A 19678-nucleotide genomic window follows, 5' to 3' on the forward strand; every position below is an offset into this window, starting at 1 on the left:
ATGAGAAAAAAACGCTACCTGCTGAGCGCCCTCGTGTCACTGGCGGTCAACAACGCCAGCGCGGCGGACAGCACCATCACCATCAGCGGCTACGTCCGCGATAACGCCTGCGCCGTGGCCGGTGAATCGAAAGATTTTACCGTCGACTTGATGAATAACGCCGCCAGGCAACTCCATGCGGTTGGGGCGACCACGCCGCTGGTGCCGTTTCGCATTGTGCTATCGCCCTGCGGCAGCTCGGTCACCGCCGTCAAGGTCGGCTTTGTTGGCGTTGCAGATAGCAGCAATACCGAACTGTTAAAGCTCGACGGCGGGGCTTCAGCGGCGGCAGGCATGGGCGTGCAGATCCTTGACGCGCGGCAAACGGCGCTGCCGCTCAACGCCGCGTCGTCAGCGATCGCCTGGACCACGCTGACCCCCAGCCAGACCAACACGCTGAACTTTTACGCCCGACTGATGGCCACCCAGGTGCCGGTGACCGCCGGACACGTTAATGCAACCGCAACCTTCACGCTTGAATTTCAGTAACCGGAGGCGCTGATGAACCCGACCTATTTCGGATGGCTGCTGGCCGCGATGCTGGCGGCGTCCTCCCCGACGCTACAGGCCGCCGACGTCACCATTACCGTTAACGGCAAAGTGGTGGCCAAACCCTGTACGGTTTCCACCGTTAACGCCACCGTCGATCTCGGCGATCTCTATACCTTTAGCCTGGTGTCCGCCGGCTCTTCGTCGCCCTGGCACAGCGTGGCGCTCAACCTGAGCAACTGCCCGGTCGGCACGTCGCGGGTTACCGCCAGCTTCAGCGGCACGGCGGATGCCACCGGCTATTACAAAAACCAGGGTACCGCCGGGAATATCCAGCTCGAGCTCCAGGATGCCGAGGGTACCAGGCTGAATACCGGTGCGAGAAAGGAGGTGCAGGTGGATGACGCAAGCCAGTCAGCCAGCTTCCCGCTCCAGGTCAGGGCGCTAACAGTCAACGGCGGCGCGACGCAAGGAACGATCCAGGCGGTGATTAACGTCACCTATACCTACGCCTGAGCCAGGAGAAAAGAGGAATGAAAAAAATAGTCACCCTGTTGTTAACACTGCTGCTGGCGGGCTGGTCGCTCAACGCCTGGTCGTTCGCCTGTAAAACCGCCGCCGGGGTGACAATCCCCATCGGCGGCGGCTCGGCGAACGTTTACGTGAACCTCGCGCCGGCGGTCAGCGTCGGGCAGAACCTGGTGGTGGATCTCTCGACGCAGATTTTTTGCCATAACGATTACCCGGAAACTATGATCGACTATGTGACGCTACAGCGCGGTTCAGCCTACGGCGGCTTACTGTCGAGTTTTTCCGGCACCGTCAGGTATAACGGCGTCAGCTACCCGTTCCCGACCACCAGCGAAACGGCGCGCATGACCTACAATTCCATTGTTGATAGACCCTGGCCCACCGTCCTCTATTTGACCCCCATGAGCAGCGCGGGCGGCGTCGCGATTTCCGCCGGTTCGTTAATCGCGGTCCTGATCCTGCGCCAGACCAACAACAAGGATAACGACGACTTCCAGTTCATATGGAACATTTACGCCAACAACAGCGTCGTGGTGCCAACCGGCGGCTGTGACGTTTCCGCTCGCGATGTGACGGTGACGCTGCCGGAATATCCCGCGTCCGCCGCCATACCGCTGACGGTTTACTGCGCGCAAAACCAGAATCTGGGCTACTACCTCTCCGGCACCACCGAGAACGCCGCCAATTCGATATTTACCAATACCGCCTCGGCCTCCCCTGCCCGGGGGGTGGGCATTCAGCTGACCCGTAACGGCAGCGTCGTTCCCGCCAACACCACGGTGTCGTTAGGCAACGTCGGAACCTCGGCTGTCAGCCTCGGATTAACCGCTAACTACGCGCGCACCAGCGGCCAGGTGACCGCCGGTAACGTGCAGTCAATTATCGGAGTAACCTTTGTTTACGAATAACCCCCCTCCCCCTGGCGGCAAGCGACAGGTCGACTGCATCCTGTCGCCCTGTTCGCTAGCCGCCGAGGGGCTGATGCGGATAATAGAGGAAGGGGGAACCCGGCCCGTCGTGCTACCGTCAGAGTCGTCGGCCCTACCGGCTGGCGTTCGCCGCGTAGTGGTTTTTCTCCCTGAAGCTCCCGCCCGGCTTCTCGCCACCCTGAAGCGGGCCGCCGCGCTGCTGGATCGGTCCGCCACGCCGCTTCCCATGCTGTTTCTCAGCCGCAGCCCGGCGAGCTGGCTGTGGCCCACCCTACTGCATCAGGTCGCCGACCGTCGCCTGCTTTCAGCCGTGCGGGCCGCCGCATCCGATCTGCCGGTCCCCAGCCTGGCGGCGCTACTGCGCGACGCCATACTCGACGGGTATCCTTCCCTTGAACAGCTGGCAGAGGAAGAGATGCGAGCTTTCGGTAAGCGCCCTGCCGGGCTCACCAGGCCGGAGCTGGACGCCATCCTCGGTTTACTCTGCGGCTACAGCGCCAGCGCTCAGGCGAAACGCCGCGGCATCAGCCACAAAACGCTCTACAATCAAAGAACCGCAGGATTGAAAAAAATGGTGGAACACCATCCAGAAATGGCCCCTGGCTTTCCCGGCAGCCAGATACGAGAACAGAAAAGCGGGCCCATCGCCGCCCTTTCCGCATTCGAGCGCGAACTCGTCCATGCGATCCACACCCGACATATCTTCCCGGTTTTCCAGGCCATTGCCGATGAACGCCGGCAAATAAAGGGGATAGAGATCCTCTCCCGCTGGAACCGAAACGGCAGCGTGCTGCTTGCCGATGAGTTTTTACCGCAAATAGGCGCGGAATATGCCTGGCTGGCGCTCACCGCTTTTGTGCTTCAGGAAGCGGTACAGAATATCAACCGGCATTCTGGCGAATGCTATTTCGCCGTGAATATTCCCGCCGCCGTCGCCAGTAATGATAACCTGCTTCGCATGATGGAGACCGCGCGCCAGCAGCTGCGTCAGCCTCAGCTGTCGCAGAGGCTGGTGCTCGAGTTCGCTGAAAACAGCGACCTCAACCGCCACGGCAAAATAGCCGACAATATCGCCCGCCTGCAAAAGCGCGGCTTTCGTATCATGCTCGATGGCTGCTTCTCGCAAAGCAGCGTGATGTTTCCGGTACGTACGGTGAGATTCAACGCCTATAAGCTGGATATGAGCATCGTCAATGATATGCAGCGCGATCCGCACGCGATCGCCCTGATTAAAAGCCTCATCCACTACTGCCAGTTGACCGACTGCCGCTGTCTGGCGGAAGGCGTGGACAGCCGGGATAAATTTAACAAACTAAAAGCGCTTGGCGTCGACTCTTTTCAGGGGGACGCCATCGCTGCGCCGGTAGGCAGGGAAAACGTGGCGGAGATGATAGCGGAGCTCTCAGGCGAAACGGAGCCGCAGTCCGGCGTCGCAGTATAGACAGCGCCCGACGGGAGACATCGGGCGCTGACGGCGCTTTAGCGCAGTTCCGGCCAGTAGCCGCGGTTGGCCACAATCAGTTCATCAAGGATCGCTTTTGCCACCGAAGCGCTCGGTACGGTTTTGGACAGGGTCATCGCCTGCCAAAGCTTCTGATAGCTTCCTTCAACCCAGGCATCAACCACCAGTTTTTCAACCGCCACCTGCTGCTCCATCATCCCCTTTTGAAACAGCGGGATCTTACCCATCGCCAGCGGCTCGGGGCCATTAACGCCCACCAGGCAAGGCACTTCGACCATCGCGGTATCGTCAAAATTCGCGATAGCGCCGTTGTTTTCCACAATCAGCAGCATTCTCTCCTGGGTGTTAAAGGCGATGGCGCAGGCGAGGTCGACGATAAAGGTCGCATGCGCCCCGGCATGGAAATGTGCCGCTTTGCCGCTCTGCTGGGCGACGATTTCTCTGGCCATATCAAACACCTCCTTCTCTCTCCCCGCCATAACCTCGTTGGCGCGAGTAAAGTCAGGGTCCGAATGGGCCACCTCATAATCGGCATAAAAATAGTATTTCAGATAGGTGTTGGGCAACGTGTCGGTATCCAGCGCAAAGACGTCCTTCACCTTTTTGAAAGTCTCAATCCAGCTCGGCGCTTTATGCTGAAAATCCTCTTTCGGACTGCAATAGCCCAGTTCGGCAACGTGGTTTTTTAAGGCCGGCATGAGATCGTTACCGGCCTTGTCGGTAATGCTGGTCCACCAGCCGAAATGGTTCAGGCCGAAATAACGCACGTTCATCTCTTTACGCGATTTAAGTCCGAGAATATCGGCAAATAACCCTTCGATGGCCACCGGCATATCGCAAATATTGATAATTTTGGCCGTTGGGCGTAGTCGACGCGTGGCCTCGGCAACGATAGCCGCCGGATTAGAATAATTAAGCATCCACGCGCCGGGTGAGTACGTTTCCATATAGTCAACCAGTTCAAGGACGCCGGCGATAGAGCGCATACCATAAGCGATACCGCCCGGTCCGCAGGTTTCCTGGCCAATCACGCCATGCTTAAGCGGGATTTTCTCGTCTTTTTCGCGCATCTCATAAAGGCCTACGCGAATATGGGCCATCACAAAATCGACGCCGGTAAAGGCTTCCTGCGGATCGGTGGTGAAGCTAAATGCGACTTGCGGATAGCGTTCAGCTACCAGAATCGCACAGGCTTCACCGATAACGCTTTGCCGATCGCGATGATTATCATAGAGACGAATTTCGCTCAGTGGAAACCTGTCCATATTTTCCAGCAGCATCATCACAATTCCCGGCGTATAGGTACTGCCGCCGCCTGCAATAGTCACAACAAATTTATTTTTCATCTTCCACCTCATTATTCATGCACATCTAAATAGCGATTCACGGCGTTACGGATTTTATTAACCCCTAAACCATAAATAACCTGAACGTGATGACCTTTAATAATGACGCTGGTACCGCCGCTGGTCTTCAGAATATGTTCCTGAATCAATGCAGGGTCCCGCACGTCAACCCGAAGTCGCGTAAAACAATTATCGACAGAACAGACATTTTCTTTGCCGCCAAGACCGAGGATGACCTGCTCCCCTGAGGCCGCGTCAGGCGAACCTGCGCTTGCCGGTTGATTAACCACGGCAGTCTCTTGTTCCTGGCCGGGCGTGCGCATTTTGAAATGGATAATCATAAACATACCGACATAGTACATCGCCGCTGTTTCCATTAGCCCCAGCGCGACAAACACAGGCCAGCGCGTGAGATGCGCTCCCGCCGGAATGTTGTAAACAATAAAGTCGATAATGCCGTTGGTGGCGCAGACCCGTACATCAAGCAGCCACGCCAGCATCTGGAAAAAACCGTCCAACAGCGAATAAACCAGCCACAGCAGCGGTGCGGTAAAGATAAATAAAAACTCAAAAGGTTCGGTTATGCCCACCAGGAACGAGGTCACAATCAAAGGAATAAGCGTGATTTTCAACTTTTGCTTATTTTCGGGCCGGGCGGTTTTATAAAAGGCCAGCGCCATTCCGGCGGTACCGAATATTTTCACCATACCGTAGGTGAGAAATCGCGCCGAGTCGCTTAACGCCTCCCCGGTGTTATTGGCGATTTCCGCGAGGAAAATGGGTTTTGCCCCCACCACCGTCTGGCCATCAATCAACAGCTGTCCGCCAATGGAGGTAAACACAAACGGCGACCAAATCAGGTGGTGTAATCCGGTCGGAATAAGAAAACGATTGAGAAAACCATATAGAAAAACGCCCGCGGCCCCGAAGGTTTTCATCACCCCGGTCAGCGCCGAAATGCCGTGTTCCACGATCGGCCAGAGATACACCGTGGCGATGGCAAATACGCCGACCAGCGGGATCATGATAATCAGGACCAGCTTGCTGTTGCCATAAATAGAGAATGCGCCGCGGAACTCAATCTCGACAAACCGGTTATGAACAAAAGCGACCGCACAGCCAAGAATGATGCCAAGAAAGACACCCATATCAATGACCTGGAAACCAAAAATATAGGTTTGTCCGCTGCCGTAAAGCTGCGCATTACTGGCGCCGGCGGCGAGGCGCTGGGTCAAAGTTAGCCAACTATTATTCGCCGCCAGGTACATAAACCAGGTCATTGCGGCAACAAAAGCCGCTTCCGCTTTGCGGGTTTTAGCCAGCCCCCCCGCCAGCCCGAGGCAAAAAAAGAAGCCAAGGTTGTTCATGACTGCCCACAGCATGCTGGAAACGTATTTCCCCAGCAGATAAAGCGAGCTGTCTTCCGCTAGCCAAATTTTATTGGTTGTCATACTGAGCAACGCAATCAACAGTCCAATCACCGGCAAATACAACACAGGCCCAATCATGGCCTTCGAAAAATCCTGTAATTTTTTTACCCCGATCATTCTCCCCCCGTACTGCTTATCGACCATCAGCGCTCGAAACATGCGATTCAGCCTATGCGTCGACGGAAATAAATGAGAGGAGTTAAATCGTCATCTGTGATGAAAGTCATATATCTCTTGAGGTAATAGATATATAAATAAAATCAAATAAATAGATGACAGATATAATGAGAAAGCCAATAAAAATAAATACACTTTTAAAATCAATAATATATAAACAAAATTCACTAAAAAGCACCGCCAGGAGACATCTATAAGTGATATATAAATTAATTGCTGACAGGCTAAAAAGTCGCGTCAATAGCGATGAGTTTGAGGTCGGAGATGCGCTCCCGAGTGAAAAAGCGCTGGCCGGGGAGCTGCAGGTCTCAGTGATGACCATCCGTAAGGCGCTCACGCTGCTGGAGAGTGAGAAACTGATCGTCAAGCGTCACGGCAGCGGTTCATACGTGGCGCGTAAGAGCAATTATCACGGTGGGGAACTTGACGGGTTCAACTACCAGATGCACATCGGCGGCGTCACCAACTATCGTAACAAGGTCATTGAGTTCACGATGATCGATGCGCCTCTGGCGATAGCACAACAGTTAAAAATTGAGCCGGGTGAAAAGGTCTATTACGTCAGACGCATCCGGATGATTGACGACGCGCCTATTCTGATTGAGAACAGCTATATACCGGTGGCGATTTTTCCCTGGTTAAGCATCGGAAATTTGGAAAGATCGAAATTTAACTATTTCAAGAAAGAGTGCAATATCACCATTCTGGAGAGCCACCGCAGCTATACCCCGGTTCTCGCCACCCGCGAACAGGCGGAACTTTTGCAGGTTCCGCAAAACAGCCTTTTGCTACGGGTGCAGTCGATTAGCTATGCGCATAACAATACCATTGTCGATTTATCCGATATTTACCAAAATACTAATAAATACAATGTCAAACACATCACTCGCCGCTAAAACCGCTCACTACCGCTGACGCCAACGGCGCGCGGGTCAACGCGAGGCGCCCAGCGTCAGCTAACGGTTTTCCTTCGGCATACGGCTACCAGCCGCAGACGTTAGTCTCTTCGTCGGACTCGTAGCCGCGGACAATATTAATCAGGTCTTTTACCGCGTCGGCAGCCGTCTGCGGATCCTGCAGCCCGGCCAGGGTAGCAAATTCGCTATCGACCGACACGCCGTTATTATTATTGGTCACCGTTAATATAAATCCTTTTTCTCCGGCGTTATCCGTCGACAGCGTAGAAATAAGTTCAGACACGGCCTGGGCGGCGATATCAGGTACATAAAGAGCTATCGGCTTAAGATAGACTTTTTCTTTTTTCTCTTTATTGTTGCCGTTGATAACAGCTAACGCATAACCTTTATTTTCACTGTTCATCATAATGTCTATCCTTCGATCAGAATTTTGGGGTCAACGTAAAAATCGACATTAAAAACGGTATCCTCCGTTAACGCCTCGATGCGGTGCCATTTCTCAGGGGGAAAGACGCCAAATTCGCCTTCGGCAATGGTCAGAGTTTCCAGCGGATCCGCACTGGTCTCATCAGCATATCCAAAATAGCGGATCGCCCCCCGCATTACCGACAGACGCGGATAGACGCCCTGGCGGGTACCGGCATCCAGGTGCCGCTTCCAGATTGAGGCCGGCGCCGTCTGTTTGGTCCACAGCGGCGTGCTCCGGGTATGCACATAGTGGGTAGGAATAATGATTCGCTGCATGATTTTGCCTCTCTTAACGCACCGCATATACGGTCGGAACCAGGAAAATATGTTGCATATGATATACCCCTTTCGTTCGCTAAGGGTATTATTTTTTAACGACACGAATCTCTACCCCTATTTATACCTATTAGGGATTACAGCAATTTAAAAATAAATACGGGCGATATCCGGTAAATTAATATCGCCCGTATTAAGAGATGAATTACCTGTTCTCGGGTGAATTAAGCGGCCCCGGCTTACCGATCAAATAACCCTGTACCAGGTCACAGCCTAATTTTCGTAACGACTGCAACTGCGCTTCTGTTTCGACCCCTTCGGCCACGATACGCATATGCAGGCTTTTACCCATGCTGATAATCAGCCTGACGATATCGAGGTCATCTTTCTGGTCAGGAATATTAATGACAAAAGAGCGGTCGATTTTTATCTTATCAAAGGGGAAGTAGCTTAAGCGTGATAACGAAGAATAGCCGGTACCAAAATCATCAATGGAGATCTGTACCCCGAGCTCGCGCAGTTGGCTGAGGATCTCCAAAGAGCGGGTATTTTCGTTAAAGACGTCAGATTCGGTGATCTCCAGATCCAGACGATGCGGGTCAAGCCCGGTGCTTCTTAATATGGCCACCACGGTATCGGTCAGCGAGCTATTAATCAGCTGAATGGGCGATACGTTAACCGACACTTTTAGCGGCGACGACCAGCTGGCGGCCGCTTCGCAGGCGGTTCTCAACACCCATTCGCCCAATTGATTAATCAGCCCAATCTTCTCCGCGACCGGGATAAATTCGGTCGGCGGAACGCTGCCGCGCAGCGGATGGAACCAGCGCACCAGCGCTTCGTAGCCGTAGATTTCACCGTTCATGGTGTCGGCTATCGGCTGGTAGTAAACCCTGAACTCACCTTTGTTCAGCGCCTGGATGAGATCATCTTCGAAGGATTTATTCTCCTGCTGGCGCTGAAGCAACCCAGGGCGGTATACCTGGACTTTACCGGACCCCTCTTTTTTCGCTTCATACAGCGCCAGGTCGGCGCATTTATATAAATAGTCGGTGCGACTTTCCCCGTCAGAGATCACAATCCCGATACAGGCGCCAATCTGGATCAGCGTATCGTAAATCTGATATGGCTGACTGATCTTTTCCCGGATCGCCTCCGCCCGCTCCAGCGCCATTTCCTCGTTGAGATCGTGCGAAACCAGGGCAAACTCGTCCCCTCCCAACCGGTAGAGCGTTTCTGACGATTTGCGAAAAAAGGAGAGACGGCTGGCCAAATCCTGCAGTAGCTTATCCCCGGCATCGTGCCCCTGGGTATCGTTGACGTCCTTAAAATTATCCAGATCAAACAGCATGACGACCGCCGAGCCGTTATAGGGCCGAACCTGATTGACGACCTCCTGCAGACGTTGCCAGAAAGAGAGCCGGTTGGGCATACCCGTCAGCGAATCATGATAGGCATCGTACTGCAGCCGACGGTTCTGCACCTGAAGCTTCTCTTTTGAAGCCTGCAGATCGGTTGCCAGTAATTTCATCCGCACGTGGGCGCGACGCAGGGTGTTATTCTGCTTCAGCATCAACAGCCCAAGAGTGATACACAGGATAATCAGCAGAATAGAAATAGCCGAATAGATGTAATACAGGTTCTGTATTTTATCGTGGGTCAGATTAACAAGATTAAAATCCTGGGCGAGCGAAGTTGACGCAAGTGAGGTCAACGGCCCGTCGAGGGTGCTCATCTCCTGCAGCATCAGCTTCAGCTGCGCTGTCGACATGGTATCCAACTGCTTATCCAGCCGGTCCAAAATATCGATCAGGCGGTCTACTATCGCCTTACGGTGAGGATCTTTGCCGATAAACTTTCCCAAATCACCCTGCTGCAGCAGCGCGATCTGGCTCATCATAATTTCCAGGCGCAGGCGCACCTCGTCGTGATCGCTTCCCTTCACCTCCAGCCCCATCGCGCTTAGCCGCGCCTCGAGGCGCATGTACTCGGAGACTATCTGGGAAACTGACCACGAATCGGTATAACGCGTTAATTTTTGCAGCTCAATTTGCCTCTCATGCACCAGATAAGTAATGTAACCGGTCACAAGGAAGAGCAACAAAATAATGGCAGTGAGTATTCGATTCAAGATCAAACCCTTACTCAATTATAATCTTCGAAACCTGCCATGCCGAACGGGAATAATAAATCTGATTCTGCAATTCCGGGCTACTGTCGTAGGGATAAACAATAAATAAAGGCCCTTTATCGCGAATGCGCATATATTCGCCGTTCATTTTTAAAGCCAAAATTACCGGAAATTTATGAAAATCATCGATGGGGACGAGGGTAGTGTAATCGTTCAGCGCCAGCACCCGCGCCGACTTACCTTTGGCGCCAACTAAATCCATGAGTTTACTGAGGGAAATGCCGTCAAAGCGCACCTTTCCCGAGTACCACGGCGTGGTTGTGATCACCGTTTCCATCCCCAGTTTTTCTAATGCCGCGACATCAAAAACGGCGGTATCACCCTCATTCGTATTACTAATCAGGCCGGAAATAGTTAAAACGGGTTTGCCCACCGGCGCTGGCAGTTTTTCTGCAAAAGCGAAAGGGGAAACCATAACACAAAATAAAGCTGCAAAAATTAAAGGCATTTAACTCACCCTTCCGAAATTGGAGACTTGTTAATTGTAAACCATTTAAGTCATTTCTTAAAAGGTGTCCCCATTGAGTTCAAAAATTAAAATTTAAAACAATAAGCGGACTCCGAAGCTCACATTCTGAACGCGTCGCAAGGACGTCCCGCGCCTGGTTAAGCAAACCCTTTATGCCTTTAAACGCGCAGAGAAGGTAAAAATCTTTTCTCTTAACCGTCCGCGCGGTAGTCTCAAGTCTGGCGCGGCTCCGAAAAGCGTCTCATTCCAATAATTAGAAACTCAGCAACAGACAGGACAGGTATGGACTCAACGTTAATTTCTCAACGCCCCGGCAAGGAGGCATGCTCACTCAACCGCGCCCGCAGAGCGGCCTGGGGCAGCTTCGCCGGGGCCGTGGTCGACTGGTACGACTTTCTTCTCTACGGTATCACCGCCGCGCTGGTATTTAACCGGGAATTTTTCCCGCAAATCAGCCCGGCAATGGGGACCCTCGCCGCGTTTGCCACCTTCGGCGTCGGCTTCCTGTTCCGCCCTCTCGGCGGCATTATCTTTGGCCATTTTGGCGATCGCCTCGGCCGCAAACGCATGCTGATGCTGACGGTGTGGATGATGGGGATCGCCACCGCCTGTATCGGTCTGCTTCCCTCCTTCAGCCAGATTGGCTGGTGGGCGCCGGTTCTGCTGGTCCTGCTGCGCGCCGTCCAGGGGTTTGCGGTGGGCGGTGAATGGGGCGGCGCGGCGCTGCTGGCGGTAGAGAGTGCGCCGAAAAATAAGAAAGCATTTTACAGCAGCGGCGTGCAGGTGGGCTACGGCGTCGGGCTGCTGCTCTCTACCGGGCTGGTATCGCTGATAAGCTCCTGCACCACCGATGAACAGTTCCTCAGTTGGGGCTGGCGTCTGCCGTTCCTGTTTAGCGTCGTGCTGGTGCTGGCGGCGCTCTGGATCCGTAACGGTATGGCGGAATCCGCCGAATTTGAACAGCAGCAGCGCGAACAGCAGCAGCAGCCAAAGAAAAAGCGTCTGCCGGTCGTGGAAGCGCTACTCCGCCATCCGGGCGCGTTCTTAATGATTATCGGTCTGCGCCTGTGCGAACTGCTAACCATGTATATCGTGACCGCCTTTGCGCTCAACTATTCGACGCAAAACCTCGGTCTGCCGCGCGAGCTGTTCCTGAATATTGGCTTGCTCGTCGGCGCCATCAGCTGCCTGACGATCCCCTGCTTCGCCTGGCTGGCGGACCGCTTCGGCCGACGCCGCGTCTATATCACCGGCGCCCTGATCGGTACCCTCAGCGGCTTCCCATTCTTTATGGCGCTCGAAAGCCAGTCTTACTTCTGGATCCTGTTTTTCGCGCTCATGCTGGCGAATATCGCGCACGACATGGTGGTTTGTGTACAGCAGCCGATGTTTACCGAAATGTTCGGCGCCAGCTATCGCTACAGCGGTGCCGGAGTGGGATATCAGGTCGCCAGCGTCGTCGGCGGCGGTTTTACGCCGTTTATCGCCGCCGCCCTGGTCACCTTATCCGGCGGCGCCTGGCACAGCGTCGCTATCTACTTGACCGCGGGCTGCCTGCTCTCCGCCCTCACGGCGATGCTGATGAAACCCAGCCGCCATGACGAAGAACATCTGTAAGGAGAAATGATGACTCAGGATCCCTGTTGGCCGCTGCGTTTTAACCACCAGCAGCTGCCGGTTCGTTACTGCGCAGACCCAACGCTGGCCGAGCAACCGCTGTTTGATCAGGCTCGCGACGGGGAAGCGGTGGCTCAGCTCTGGCAGGCCCCGCAGGGGTTTGTGGTGCCGGGAAGCTATCGGAAATTTGCTGAACTCCCGGCGACGAGCGAGCAGTTCGCCAGACGGGGATGGCCGGTCTGGCTGCGCCGCTCCGGCGGCGGGCTGGTGCCGCAGGGGCCGGGAATTGTTAATCTCAGCCTGGCCTGGCCGGTTTATCAGTCGCTGGGCGAAGCCGCAGAGCCGATTTATCTTTCCCTCTGCGCGCTGCTGCAGCGCACGCTGGCGGCTTTCGGGGTGACCAGCCACTTTCAGGCGGTCAAGGGTTCATTTTGCGATGGTCGCTATAATCTGGCCTGCGGCGAGGGCGGGGATGCGCGAAAAATAGCCGGCACGGCACAGTACTGGCGACCGATGGCCGAAGGTCAAGGCCATGTGGTTCTCGCGCACGCGGTGGTGTTGTTGGATGCCGACCTGGCAGCGGCTCACCGGGCAGCCAATGATTTTGAAGCCCGGCTCGGCAGCGGGCGGGTTTACCGCGCCGATAAAACCGTGACCCTGGCGGAGCTGATTTCAGACGGGGCCGATTTGCTGCCGCGCTTTCGCGAGGCGCTGGCGCAGCAGCTGGATAATATCAGCTGAAGGTCGCCTTCAGATAGCGGCTAAAGGTCTCTACCGCCCGCGATACGCGCGGCGTGTAGGGGCGAATGACGTAGAGACTTTCCGCAAACACATCCACCGACCGCCATCCCGGCAGCAGTTCCTGTACCAGCCCGCGTCCAATCGCCTCCCTGGCGCTAAAATCCGGCAGTAAGGCAATGCCCAGCCCTGCCAGCACCGCGTCGCGCAGGGATTCGCTGTTATTGGTGGCAAACGGCCCCTGCACCTTAACGCTCACCCGCTCATCGTTGCGCTCAAAGGTCCAGTGCGGGCTTTGCGGCCCGCGCGGGTAGGTCAGGCATTGATGCTGACGCAACGCGTCAGGCGAATCGGGACGGCCAAAGCGGCGAATATAGTCCGCCGAGGCGACCACCAGAGTGGTCGTACGGCACAGCGGCCAGGCCACGTGGGTCTCCGGCAGCAGCTCGCGACGACAGTGGCGAATGGCGAGGTCGAACCCCTCGCTGGCGAGTGACACCAGCCGATCGGTCACCTCCAGCTGGAGATGAAGTTGCGGATGCTGATGCAGAAAAGGGGTAATGGCCGGGACCAGCTGCTGACGTGAGAATGCCACCGGCGCGGTCAGGCGTAGGGTGCCGCGTAGCGGGCCGCCTTCTTCGTCGCAGGTGCCGGTAAAGATCTCACGGATCTGCCCAAACGGCTCGTTCAGTTCCGCCACCAGCCGCAGGCCATCTTCGCTTAGGGTCACGTTGCGGGTGGTGCGGTGCACCAGCGTTTTCCCGGTGACCCGCTCCAGTTCACTAATTTTCTGGCTGATGGCGGATTTGCTGACCGCCAGCTTTTCCGCAGCGCGGGTGTAGCTTTTTTGCTCCTCCAGCACCGTAAGCCAGTACAGATGGGTCCAGTAAATTTCCGGGCGTAACTCGCGCATATCGATTGTTCACAGAGAAAAACAATGCGTTCAAATATAGCGGTTTTTGCCGTCATCAGCATTGGTTAGCATCACATTCACAGACCGCTAACCCGACAATAAGGATCATCTGCTATGCCATTACTGACGTTTGATATCATTGAAGGACGCAGCGAGAGCGAGATCAAAACCCTGCTGGATGTGGCACATCGTGCCGTGGTGCGGGCGTTCAAGGTGCCAGAGCGCGACCGCTACCAGATTGTTCACGAAAACAAAGCTCACCATATGATTATTGAAGATACCGGGCTGGGGCTGACGCGAAGCCGGGACGTAGTGGTGGTGAGGGTTTATACCAGCCCGCGCAGCGAAGCGCAGAAGCAGCTTTTTTATGCCACCCTGCAGGCTGAGCTTGAGGAGCAGTGCGGGCTGAGCGGCGACGACCTGATGATCTCGCTCATCAGCAACCACAAAGGGGACTGGAGTTTTGGCCGCGGCGTGGCGCAGTACGTTACCGGCGAACTTTAGCCCTGGCGGCGATGCGGCTCGCCGCATCGCCCTGCGGGTGGTGGGAAAATCAGGATCGGCGGGCGCCGGCAATCCGCAGTCTGGCCTGTTGTTCTATATTTTCCAGCAGCTCCTGCACATCGTCTTCATCGATGTCGAGAAACTGGCCGTCCAGCAGGGCCGCGTGAATATCATCGCGGGTCACCGACAGGCCCAGCGGTACCGCTTTATCCTTCACCTCTTCCGCGGCCAGCGGGTGCGGGTAGCGTCGTCCGACCAGGTTGTTGAAGACGATAGCCAGCAGCGCCAGCATCAGGGAATTGAGTAATACCGGGGTCAGAACAAAGTGGTAGCCCTCGCTCTGTACCCCCGCCCCGCCGAGGATCGCCGTTAACGCCACCGCTCCGCCCGGCGGATGCAGGCAGCGCAGGAAGTACATACCGGCGATCGCCAGCCCTGCCGCCACGCCGCAGGCCAGCGCCAGGTTCGGGATCGCTATGCCCACGGTCACGCCGATCAGCGCCGAGAGCACGTTGCCGCCGACTATCGACCACGGCTGGGCCAGCGGGCTACTTGGGACGCCAAACAGCAGTACCGCCGAGGCGCCCATGGGGGCGATAAACCAGATATTAACCTCGTCTAACAGCCAGTGGCTGAACAAACTGGTCACCGCCAGGCCGGTCCCGGCGCCGATCGAGGCCAGAACAATATGTTTTCTGGCGACCGGTAAAGCGTGTGGCTTCAGGCGACCGAGAAAAATGCGGATCCGCGAAAAGAGCGATCCGGGTAATACGCTTAACATCCTGCTGCTCGCTTACGTCATCGTAAAAACTTATGCTTCATTTTCTTTTTTTAACCTTATTTTAACAACCATGTCTTTTTCGTGGCTTTTGGCCATTCATTTTGTGAATGTAAAAACGGCGCGCGCTACGTTAAAATCCCCTCACCTCTGGGTATCAGCATTCTATGGATTGAAGGTCAAACACGTTGAATAACAAAATAAAATTAGAGAAAGAAATCGCATGGGCCAGTCAGAATATGCCGCGCACCCTGCGTCAGGTCGCCGCCCTGCCCGATCTCAGCGAGGTGCGTCTGGCCTGCTGTATGCATCTCGATATGAAAATGATCCCGCTGGTGCAGGGGATCCTGGAGAAAGGCGCGAAGGTTTTTCTCACCACCTGTAACCCAACCACGGTACAGGATGAGGTTGTCGCCTGGCTGGTAGAACGCGGCGCGGAGGCCTGCGCATGGCGCGATATGAGCGACGCCGACTGGCAGCAGTCGTGGGAAAAAGCGATTGCCTGGCAGCCGACGCATCTGTGCGAAATGGGCGCGGATATTACTACCCTACTGCATCAGCGCGGGGAGTTTGGCAACGTTGTCGCCGGGCTTGAAGCGACGGGTTCGGGCGTGAGCCGTCTGGGCGATATTCGTCCTGGCTATCCGATTTTTAACTGGGATGATTTGCCGGTTAAGGAAGGCCTGCACAACCGTCATATGGTCGGCCTGACCGCGTGGCATACCTTTTTCCAGACGACCCACCTGACCCTGCATGAGAAAAAAGTGCTGGTCATCGGCTATGGTCTGGTCGGTCAGGGCGTCGCGGCGGCGGCGAAGGCCTTCGGCGGCCAGGTGATGGTAGCGGAAATCGACCCAGCACGGAGATTACAGGCGGCCTATGACGGCTGGCACGTCGTTGAATTACAGGAGGCTATCGCCTCGGCGGACGTGGTGGCCACGGCGACCGGCGGCAAAAAAGTCGTTAACCGCCAGGCGCTGGATAAGTCCAAAGATGGGGTGTTTATTCTCAACGTGGGTCACGTGGCGGAAGAGATTGATTGCGAGTACCTGCGCCAGTTCAGTCATGAAGAGGTCATGCCCTATATCAACGCTTACCGGATGGGCGATAAAACCGTTTATCTGATGGCGAACGGTTCGATGCTCAACCTGACCGCGGGCTTTGGCGATAGCCTGAACGCCTTTGACGTCACCCTGGCGGTGATGGCCAGCGGCATTCAGCATATTGTGACCGACGGCATGACGGCACCGGCGGACGTTTATCTCCTGCCGCAGAGCGTATGGCAAAAAGCGCTATAGGCATAAGTGCCGGATAATATCCCGGCACATTTCCCGCAGGCGGCGCGATGCGCCTGTCCGGGCTACCGGCACGCAGGCTGCTGTTAACCCGTAGCCCGGCTAAGCGCAGCGCGAGCCCGGAGAAGCCACGCCGATCCGTTACCCCGCCATATTCCCCGGAGGCGGCGCGATGCGCCTGTCCGGGCTACCGGCCCGCAGACTGCTATTAACCCGTAGCCCGGCTAAGCGCAGCGCCACCGGGATGAAAACCAATCCTACAGCAGAGCCAGCAGAAATATGACTTCACCCAGCTCAATCGCCGCGCCTAGTGTGTCGCCGGTTTGCCCGCCCAGGGTACGCTTCAGCGCCTGACCTAACGCCCAGACCAGTACCAGCGTGATAAGCGCCGCCCGCAGACCGTTGACCCCGAGCAGAAGCGTCGCCAGCGCCAGGGCGATCCCCATGGTAATCAGCGACTGACGCAGCGTGATTTTGCCGATAAACAGATTACCCAGCCCCTCTTCGCGGGCGTAGCGCTGGCGATACATCAGCAGCACCGCCATACCTCGACCGATGGCGCAGGCGGCCGCCAGCGCGGCAAGCGCCGACGTACCGCGCAGCGCCACCTCGCTGACCACCAGCACTTTAGCCATCAGCACGAAAATCAGCGCCAGCCCGCCGTGAGTGCCCAGCCGACTGTCGCGCATAATTTCCAGCATCCGTTCGCGGCGGCGGGCGGAGAAGATGCCATCACAGGTATCCGCCAGCCCATCAAGATGGAAACCGCCGGTCAACAGCGCCAGCGCCAGCACGCCGAGCAGCGCGGCAAGCGGGCCGCCGCACCACGGCTGGAGCAGCATCACGACGGCGCCGGCAATCGCCCCCAGCAGCAGGCCGACAAAGGGGAAAGTAACAATACTGCGTTGATATTGTTCAATTTCCAGCCCCTGGGATAAACGCGCCGGGACCGGCAGGCGGCTGATAAACGATAATGCGGCAAAAAAAGACTTAATCATTGAGAGAGGACTCCTGTCGATAAACCCTGCGGCCAGCGGTTATGCACCTCCGCCGCCGGCCGTAACCTGACTTGTACGCGCGGCTTTAGCGCGGCCGCGTTCTTCCAGCCGCCAGTGGGCAAGCCGGGTATCACGGTGGTGTTGAATGCGCGCAGCAATTTGATTGTCGGATATCCGGGAGGTAGCGATGTAGATCGCCGAAACGAAAGAGTTGAGTAAAGATTCGGCGTCGCGGCGTTGGCCGCTAAGCGCGTCGCCGGTCATCAGTATCATCGCGGCGGCACCTGTTGCAGGGACAGCATGAGATAAACCCTTCCGATATCAATATGTTTACCGCGGAAGTATACCAAATTCCTGGGGAAAGATTCAGCGTTGCAGAGGCTGTTTTGCGAAGGATTTGCGAGATGGCGCAAGAGAAAGAAGAGGAGCTCCGGCAGCGAGCGCCGCCGGAGCGCTTAAACGGGCATTACTCGGCAGATTTATCTTCTACTTTCGCTTCGCCCATTGCTTTCAGCTTTTTAGAGATGTCGCGACGTTCTTTGGAGATCTCGGCGTTTTTGATGATGTAATCGTCAACGCGATCTTCGTAATCGCTCTTCATGCTGGCAATGATGCCCTGAATAGCTTCAACGCTCATGCCCGGCTTAATGTAGTCGCTCAGGTTGTCCAGCAGCAGGACGCGCTTCTGGTTATCACGGATCTTTTTCTCAACGTCCTGAATTTCACGCTGCAGTTTGTTCTTACGACGGTACAGGCGAACAAACTCCAGTACGTCCTGGAAAGAAGGCTTAGTTGTTTCCATTTTTATACCCCTAATATTTGAGATTCGGATTCGCTAAAGCGACTGCTACATAGGGCTAACATAACTGTTAGCAGCCGCTGATGACAATGTTTTTTCCTTTGCCGTTATCATAACCCTAAACGCTGCTGAATCGAAGCAAGCGATGGAAAAACCACGCGAGTCTGGTCTTTATTTACGCAATGCCCGGCAGATTAAATGCGACAGCAGTTCAAGCTGGCGCGCCAGCTCGATAGTTAACCACACATAACCATGAATAGGCGTTTCGGAGAAATTGTCGTCCTGCTGCTCTTTGATGAGCTGGCGCAGTTCGGCAACGATTTCGTTGAGCTTTTCATTGTTGGCCAGGATCGGCTGCGGGTTGCCCTCATACAGGGCGTGGGCGATAGTCAGCAGCGTTTGCTGAGTCATCTGCTGGGTTTCGCGCAGCGTATGGGCATTAAGCATCACGAAGTGGCCGGGACGCGACGCCCAGTAAGCGTTGATTTGCAGCTCCAGCATGCACACCAGGTTACGGCTAACGGTCTGGATCGCCTCAAAGATGGCTTTCTGGATATGCGTCTCTTTGCTGGCGGGCGTAATCAATCCGCGCATTTTCACCACGTCGTTGAGGACCTTTTGCAGGTGCTTTTCCAGACGCGGACGCTCGACCAGGTTCGGCGAGAAGCCGGCCTGATAAAGCCGATTGAAGGCGGTGACGTAGTTGGCCATCTGGATGCGCCAGTGCAGAAAGGCTCGCTGCGGCCAGATACCGGTGAACAGCATCGCCAGCAGGGAACCGAAGATAACGTCGCCGCTTCGCCACAGCGCGGTCGTCATATCGCCCGGCGGCGCGCCGACAACCACCGCCAGGGTGATACCAATCAGCAGCGCCTGGTAAGGCTTTTTGCCCAGCGCCAGCCAGCCGCACAGGAACATCGCCACCGCGCACCACAGCAGCATGATAGGCAGCGAGATGAGCTCCAGCTTAAGCGCCACCAGCCCGAGCGCCGAGCCGAGGATCGTGCCGCCGATGCGTTCAAACGCGCGCGGTACGACGTTTCCCCAGAAGGAGATTGGCCCCATCACCACCACCAGGGTGATAAGAGGCCAGGTGCCTTCAGGAACGTTAAGCAGGCGCACCAGCACAAAGGTGAGCACAAAGGCCAATGCTATTCGCACGCCATGGACGATGCGGTAATGGCGATACAGCCGAATTTCAAATGGCTTAAGTGATTTATCCGCGCGCACAACCTACTCCGACACAACGAAAAGGCCAATTGTAACTGCTTTTTCGCCGCAAGCATCACGCGAATGTAATAAACCTTGTCCA

The 19678-nt window shown here is 55.7% G+C and carries 21 protein-coding genes; 9 read left to right on the forward strand and 12 right to left on the reverse strand.

The genetic code is table 11. The features are described 5' to 3' along the window. Genes IYV58_RS17670 through IYV58_RS17685 form a run of 4 tightly spaced genes read left to right on the forward strand, consistent with a single transcriptional unit; the run spans position 1 to position 3429 of the window. Positions 1 to 528, forward strand: a complete 528-nt coding sequence (locus tag IYV58_RS17670) for a type 1 fimbrial adaptor subunit FimF (RefSeq protein WP_004122289.1) — start codon at positions 1 to 3, stop codon at positions 526 to 528. A gap of 12 nt (positions 529 to 540) precedes the next feature. Continuing rightward, a complete protein-coding gene (locus IYV58_RS17675; RefSeq protein ID WP_004122292.1) occupies positions 541 to 1044 on the forward strand; it encodes a type 1 fimbrial minor subunit FimG in 504 nt (167 codons plus the stop codon). Positions 1045 to 1061: 17 nt separating this feature from the next. Continuing rightward, positions 1062 to 1967, forward strand: a complete 906-nt coding sequence (locus IYV58_RS17680) for a fimbrial protein (protein ID WP_004122295.1) — start codon at positions 1062 to 1064, stop codon at positions 1965 to 1967. Continuing rightward, a complete protein-coding gene (locus tag IYV58_RS17685; protein ID WP_375339068.1) occupies positions 1954 to 3429 on the forward strand; it encodes an EAL domain-containing protein in 1476 nt (491 codons plus the stop codon). Before IYV58_RS17680 ends, IYV58_RS17685 begins: the two co-directional genes overlap by 14 nt. Before the next feature lie 38 nt (positions 3430 to 3467). Here IYV58_RS17685 and IYV58_RS17690 read toward each other — a convergent pair whose 3' ends face one another. Together IYV58_RS17690 and IYV58_RS17695 are read right to left on the reverse strand one after the other, a co-directional pair. Further along, complete coding sequence (locus IYV58_RS17690) at positions 3468 to 4796, reverse strand: 6-phospho-alpha-glucosidase (RefSeq protein ID WP_004122302.1); 1329 nt, start codon at positions 4794 to 4796, stop codon at positions 3468 to 3470. Positions 4797 to 4807: 11 nt separating this feature from the next. Next, a complete protein-coding gene (locus IYV58_RS17695; RefSeq protein WP_195729173.1) occupies positions 4808 to 6343 on the reverse strand; it encodes a PTS transporter subunit EIIC in 1536 nt (511 codons plus the stop codon). Positions 6344 to 6600: 257 nt separating this feature from the next. On the opposite strand from IYV58_RS17695, the gene IYV58_RS17700 reads away from it, so the two are divergent. After that, positions 6601 to 7299, forward strand: coding sequence for a GntR family transcriptional regulator (locus IYV58_RS17700; RefSeq protein ID WP_112167196.1), 699 nt, complete (start codon positions 6601 to 6603; stop codon positions 7297 to 7299). 85 nt (positions 7300 to 7384) lie between these two features. On the opposite strand, the gene IYV58_RS17705 is transcribed toward IYV58_RS17700, so the two are convergent. The 4 genes from IYV58_RS17705 to IYV58_RS17720 all read right to left on the reverse strand — a co-directional run bounded on the left by IYV58_RS17705 (position 7385) and on the right by IYV58_RS17720 (position 10703). Beyond that, the gene (locus tag IYV58_RS17705) at positions 7385 to 7723 is read right to left on the reverse strand and encodes a DUF1869 domain-containing protein (protein WP_195729706.1); all 339 of its coding nucleotides are present in this window, start codon (positions 7721 to 7723) and stop codon (positions 7385 to 7387) included. 8 nt (positions 7724 to 7731) lie between these two features. Then, complete coding sequence (locus IYV58_RS17710; RefSeq protein WP_004122313.1) at positions 7732 to 8064, reverse strand: TehB family protein; 333 nt, start codon at positions 8062 to 8064, stop codon at positions 7732 to 7734. Positions 8065 to 8269: 205 nt separating this feature from the next. Next, entirely contained in the window at positions 8270 to 10195 is a 1926-nt protein-coding gene (locus tag IYV58_RS17715; protein WP_004122317.1) for a putative bifunctional diguanylate cyclase/phosphodiesterase, read from the reverse strand. A gap of 10 nt (positions 10196 to 10205) precedes the next feature. Then, complete coding sequence (locus tag IYV58_RS17720; protein WP_195729174.1) at positions 10206 to 10703, reverse strand: putative pterin-binding protein; 498 nt, start codon at positions 10701 to 10703, stop codon at positions 10206 to 10208. Positions 10704 to 11006: 303 nt separating this feature from the next. Between IYV58_RS17720 and shiA the strand changes: the two genes are divergently transcribed. Next, positions 11007 to 12341, forward strand: a complete 1335-nt coding sequence (shiA, locus tag IYV58_RS17725; protein WP_004122334.1) for a shikimate transporter — start codon at positions 11007 to 11009, stop codon at positions 12339 to 12341. A 9-nt stretch (positions 12342 to 12350) separates the two neighbouring features. Further along, entirely contained in the window at positions 12351 to 13082 is a 732-nt protein-coding gene (locus IYV58_RS17730) for a lipoyl protein ligase domain-containing protein (RefSeq protein WP_004122337.1), read from the forward strand. On the opposite strand, the gene IYV58_RS17735 is transcribed toward IYV58_RS17730, so the two are convergent. Next, positions 13075 to 13992 (reverse strand): LysR family transcriptional regulator, encoded by a 918-nt coding sequence (locus tag IYV58_RS17735; RefSeq protein WP_004122339.1) that lies wholly within the window; start codon positions 13990 to 13992, stop codon positions 13075 to 13077. The genes IYV58_RS17730 and IYV58_RS17735 overlap by 8 nt on opposite strands. A gap of 114 nt (positions 13993 to 14106) precedes the next feature. On the opposite strand from IYV58_RS17735, the gene IYV58_RS17740 reads away from it, so the two are divergent. Next, positions 14107 to 14496 (forward strand): tautomerase family protein, encoded by a 390-nt coding sequence (locus tag IYV58_RS17740; RefSeq protein WP_049115859.1) that lies wholly within the window; start codon positions 14107 to 14109, stop codon positions 14494 to 14496. Between the two features lie 49 nt (positions 14497 to 14545). Here IYV58_RS17740 and IYV58_RS17745 read toward each other — a convergent pair whose 3' ends face one another. After that, a complete protein-coding gene (locus IYV58_RS17745) occupies positions 14546 to 15277 on the reverse strand; it encodes an HPP family protein (RefSeq protein WP_049115860.1) in 732 nt (243 codons plus the stop codon). Between the two features lie 185 nt (positions 15278 to 15462). Between IYV58_RS17745 and IYV58_RS17750 the strand changes: the two genes are divergently transcribed. Next, complete coding sequence (locus IYV58_RS17750) at positions 15463 to 16572, forward strand: adenosylhomocysteinase (RefSeq protein WP_087829196.1); 1110 nt, start codon at positions 15463 to 15465, stop codon at positions 16570 to 16572. A 254-nt stretch (positions 16573 to 16826) separates the two neighbouring features. Here IYV58_RS17750 and cobS read toward each other — a convergent pair whose 3' ends face one another. The 4 genes from cobS to IYV58_RS17770 form a co-directional block, all read right to left on the reverse strand. Then, positions 16827 to 17567: an adenosylcobinamide-GDP ribazoletransferase gene (gene cobS, locus IYV58_RS17755; RefSeq protein ID WP_004122352.1), complete on the reverse strand. Its 741-nt coding sequence runs from the start codon at positions 17565 to 17567 to the stop codon at positions 16827 to 16829. A 39-nt stretch (positions 17568 to 17606) separates the two neighbouring features. Beyond that, on the reverse strand, positions 17607 to 17840 hold the full coding sequence (locus tag IYV58_RS17760) for a bifunctional adenosylcobinamide kinase/adenosylcobinamide-phosphate guanylyltransferase (protein ID WP_004122355.1): 234 nt from the start codon (positions 17838 to 17840) through the stop codon (positions 17607 to 17609). 193 nt (positions 17841 to 18033) lie between these two features. Beyond that, positions 18034 to 18369 (reverse strand): DUF496 family protein, encoded by a 336-nt coding sequence (locus IYV58_RS17765; RefSeq protein WP_004103624.1) that lies wholly within the window; start codon positions 18367 to 18369, stop codon positions 18034 to 18036. Positions 18370 to 18537: 168 nt separating this feature from the next. Continuing rightward, complete coding sequence (locus tag IYV58_RS17770) at positions 18538 to 19596, reverse strand: FUSC family protein (RefSeq protein WP_004122357.1); 1059 nt, start codon at positions 19594 to 19596, stop codon at positions 18538 to 18540. Positions 19597 to 19678: the final 82 nt, after the last annotated feature.

It is taken from the genome of Klebsiella sp. BDA134-6 (genome assembly GCF_015601345.1).
GTDB lineage: Bacteria > Pseudomonadota > Gammaproteobacteria > Enterobacterales > Enterobacteriaceae > Klebsiella > Klebsiella grimontii.

Bases quoted from the DNA above. Each gene is read 5' to 3' on its own strand.
- IYV58_RS17670 (WP_004122289.1), top strand. From the start codon at position 1: ATGAGAAAAAAACGCTACCTGCTGAGCGCCCTCGTGTCACTGGCGGTC.
- IYV58_RS17675 (WP_004122292.1), top strand. From the start codon at position 541: ATGAACCCGACCTATTTCGGATGGCTGCTGGCCGCGATGCTGGCGGCG.
- IYV58_RS17680 (WP_004122295.1), top strand. From the start codon at position 1,062: ATGAAAAAAATAGTCACCCTGTTGTTAACACTGCTGCTGGCGGGCTGG.
- IYV58_RS17690 (WP_004122302.1), bottom strand. From the start codon at position 4,796: ATGAAAAATAAATTTGTTGTGACTATTGCAGGCGGCGGCAGTACCTAT.
- IYV58_RS17695 (WP_195729173.1), bottom strand. From the start codon at position 6,343: ATGATCGGGGTAAAAAAATTACAGGATTTTTCGAAGGCCATGATTGGG.
- IYV58_RS17705 (WP_195729706.1), bottom strand. From the start codon at position 7,723: ATGAACAGTGAAAATAAAGGTTATGCGTTAGCTGTTATCAACGGCAAC.
- IYV58_RS17710 (WP_004122313.1), bottom strand. From the start codon at position 8,064: ATGCAGCGAATCATTATTCCTACCCACTATGTGCATACCCGGAGCACG.
- IYV58_RS17720 (WP_195729174.1), bottom strand. From the start codon at position 10,703: ATGCCTTTAATTTTTGCAGCTTTATTTTGTGTTATGGTTTCCCCTTTC.
- shiA (WP_004122334.1), top strand. From the start codon at position 11,007: ATGGACTCAACGTTAATTTCTCAACGCCCCGGCAAGGAGGCATGCTCA.
- IYV58_RS17730 (WP_004122337.1), top strand. From the start codon at position 12,351: ATGACTCAGGATCCCTGTTGGCCGCTGCGTTTTAACCACCAGCAGCTG.
- IYV58_RS17735 (WP_004122339.1), bottom strand. From the start codon at position 13,992: ATGCGCGAGTTACGCCCGGAAATTTACTGGACCCATCTGTACTGGCTT.
- IYV58_RS17740 (WP_049115859.1), top strand. From the start codon at position 14,107: ATGCCATTACTGACGTTTGATATCATTGAAGGACGCAGCGAGAGCGAG.
- IYV58_RS17745 (WP_049115860.1), bottom strand. From the start codon at position 15,277: ATGTTAAGCGTATTACCCGGATCGCTCTTTTCGCGGATCCGCATTTTT.
- cobS (WP_004122352.1), bottom strand. From the start codon at position 17,567: ATGATTAAGTCTTTTTTTGCCGCATTATCGTTTATCAGCCGCCTGCCG.
- IYV58_RS17760 (WP_004122355.1), bottom strand. From the start codon at position 17,840: ATGATACTGATGACCGGCGACGCGCTTAGCGGCCAACGCCGCGACGCC.
- IYV58_RS17765 (WP_004103624.1), bottom strand. From the start codon at position 18,369: ATGGAAACAACTAAGCCTTCTTTCCAGGACGTACTGGAGTTTGTTCGC.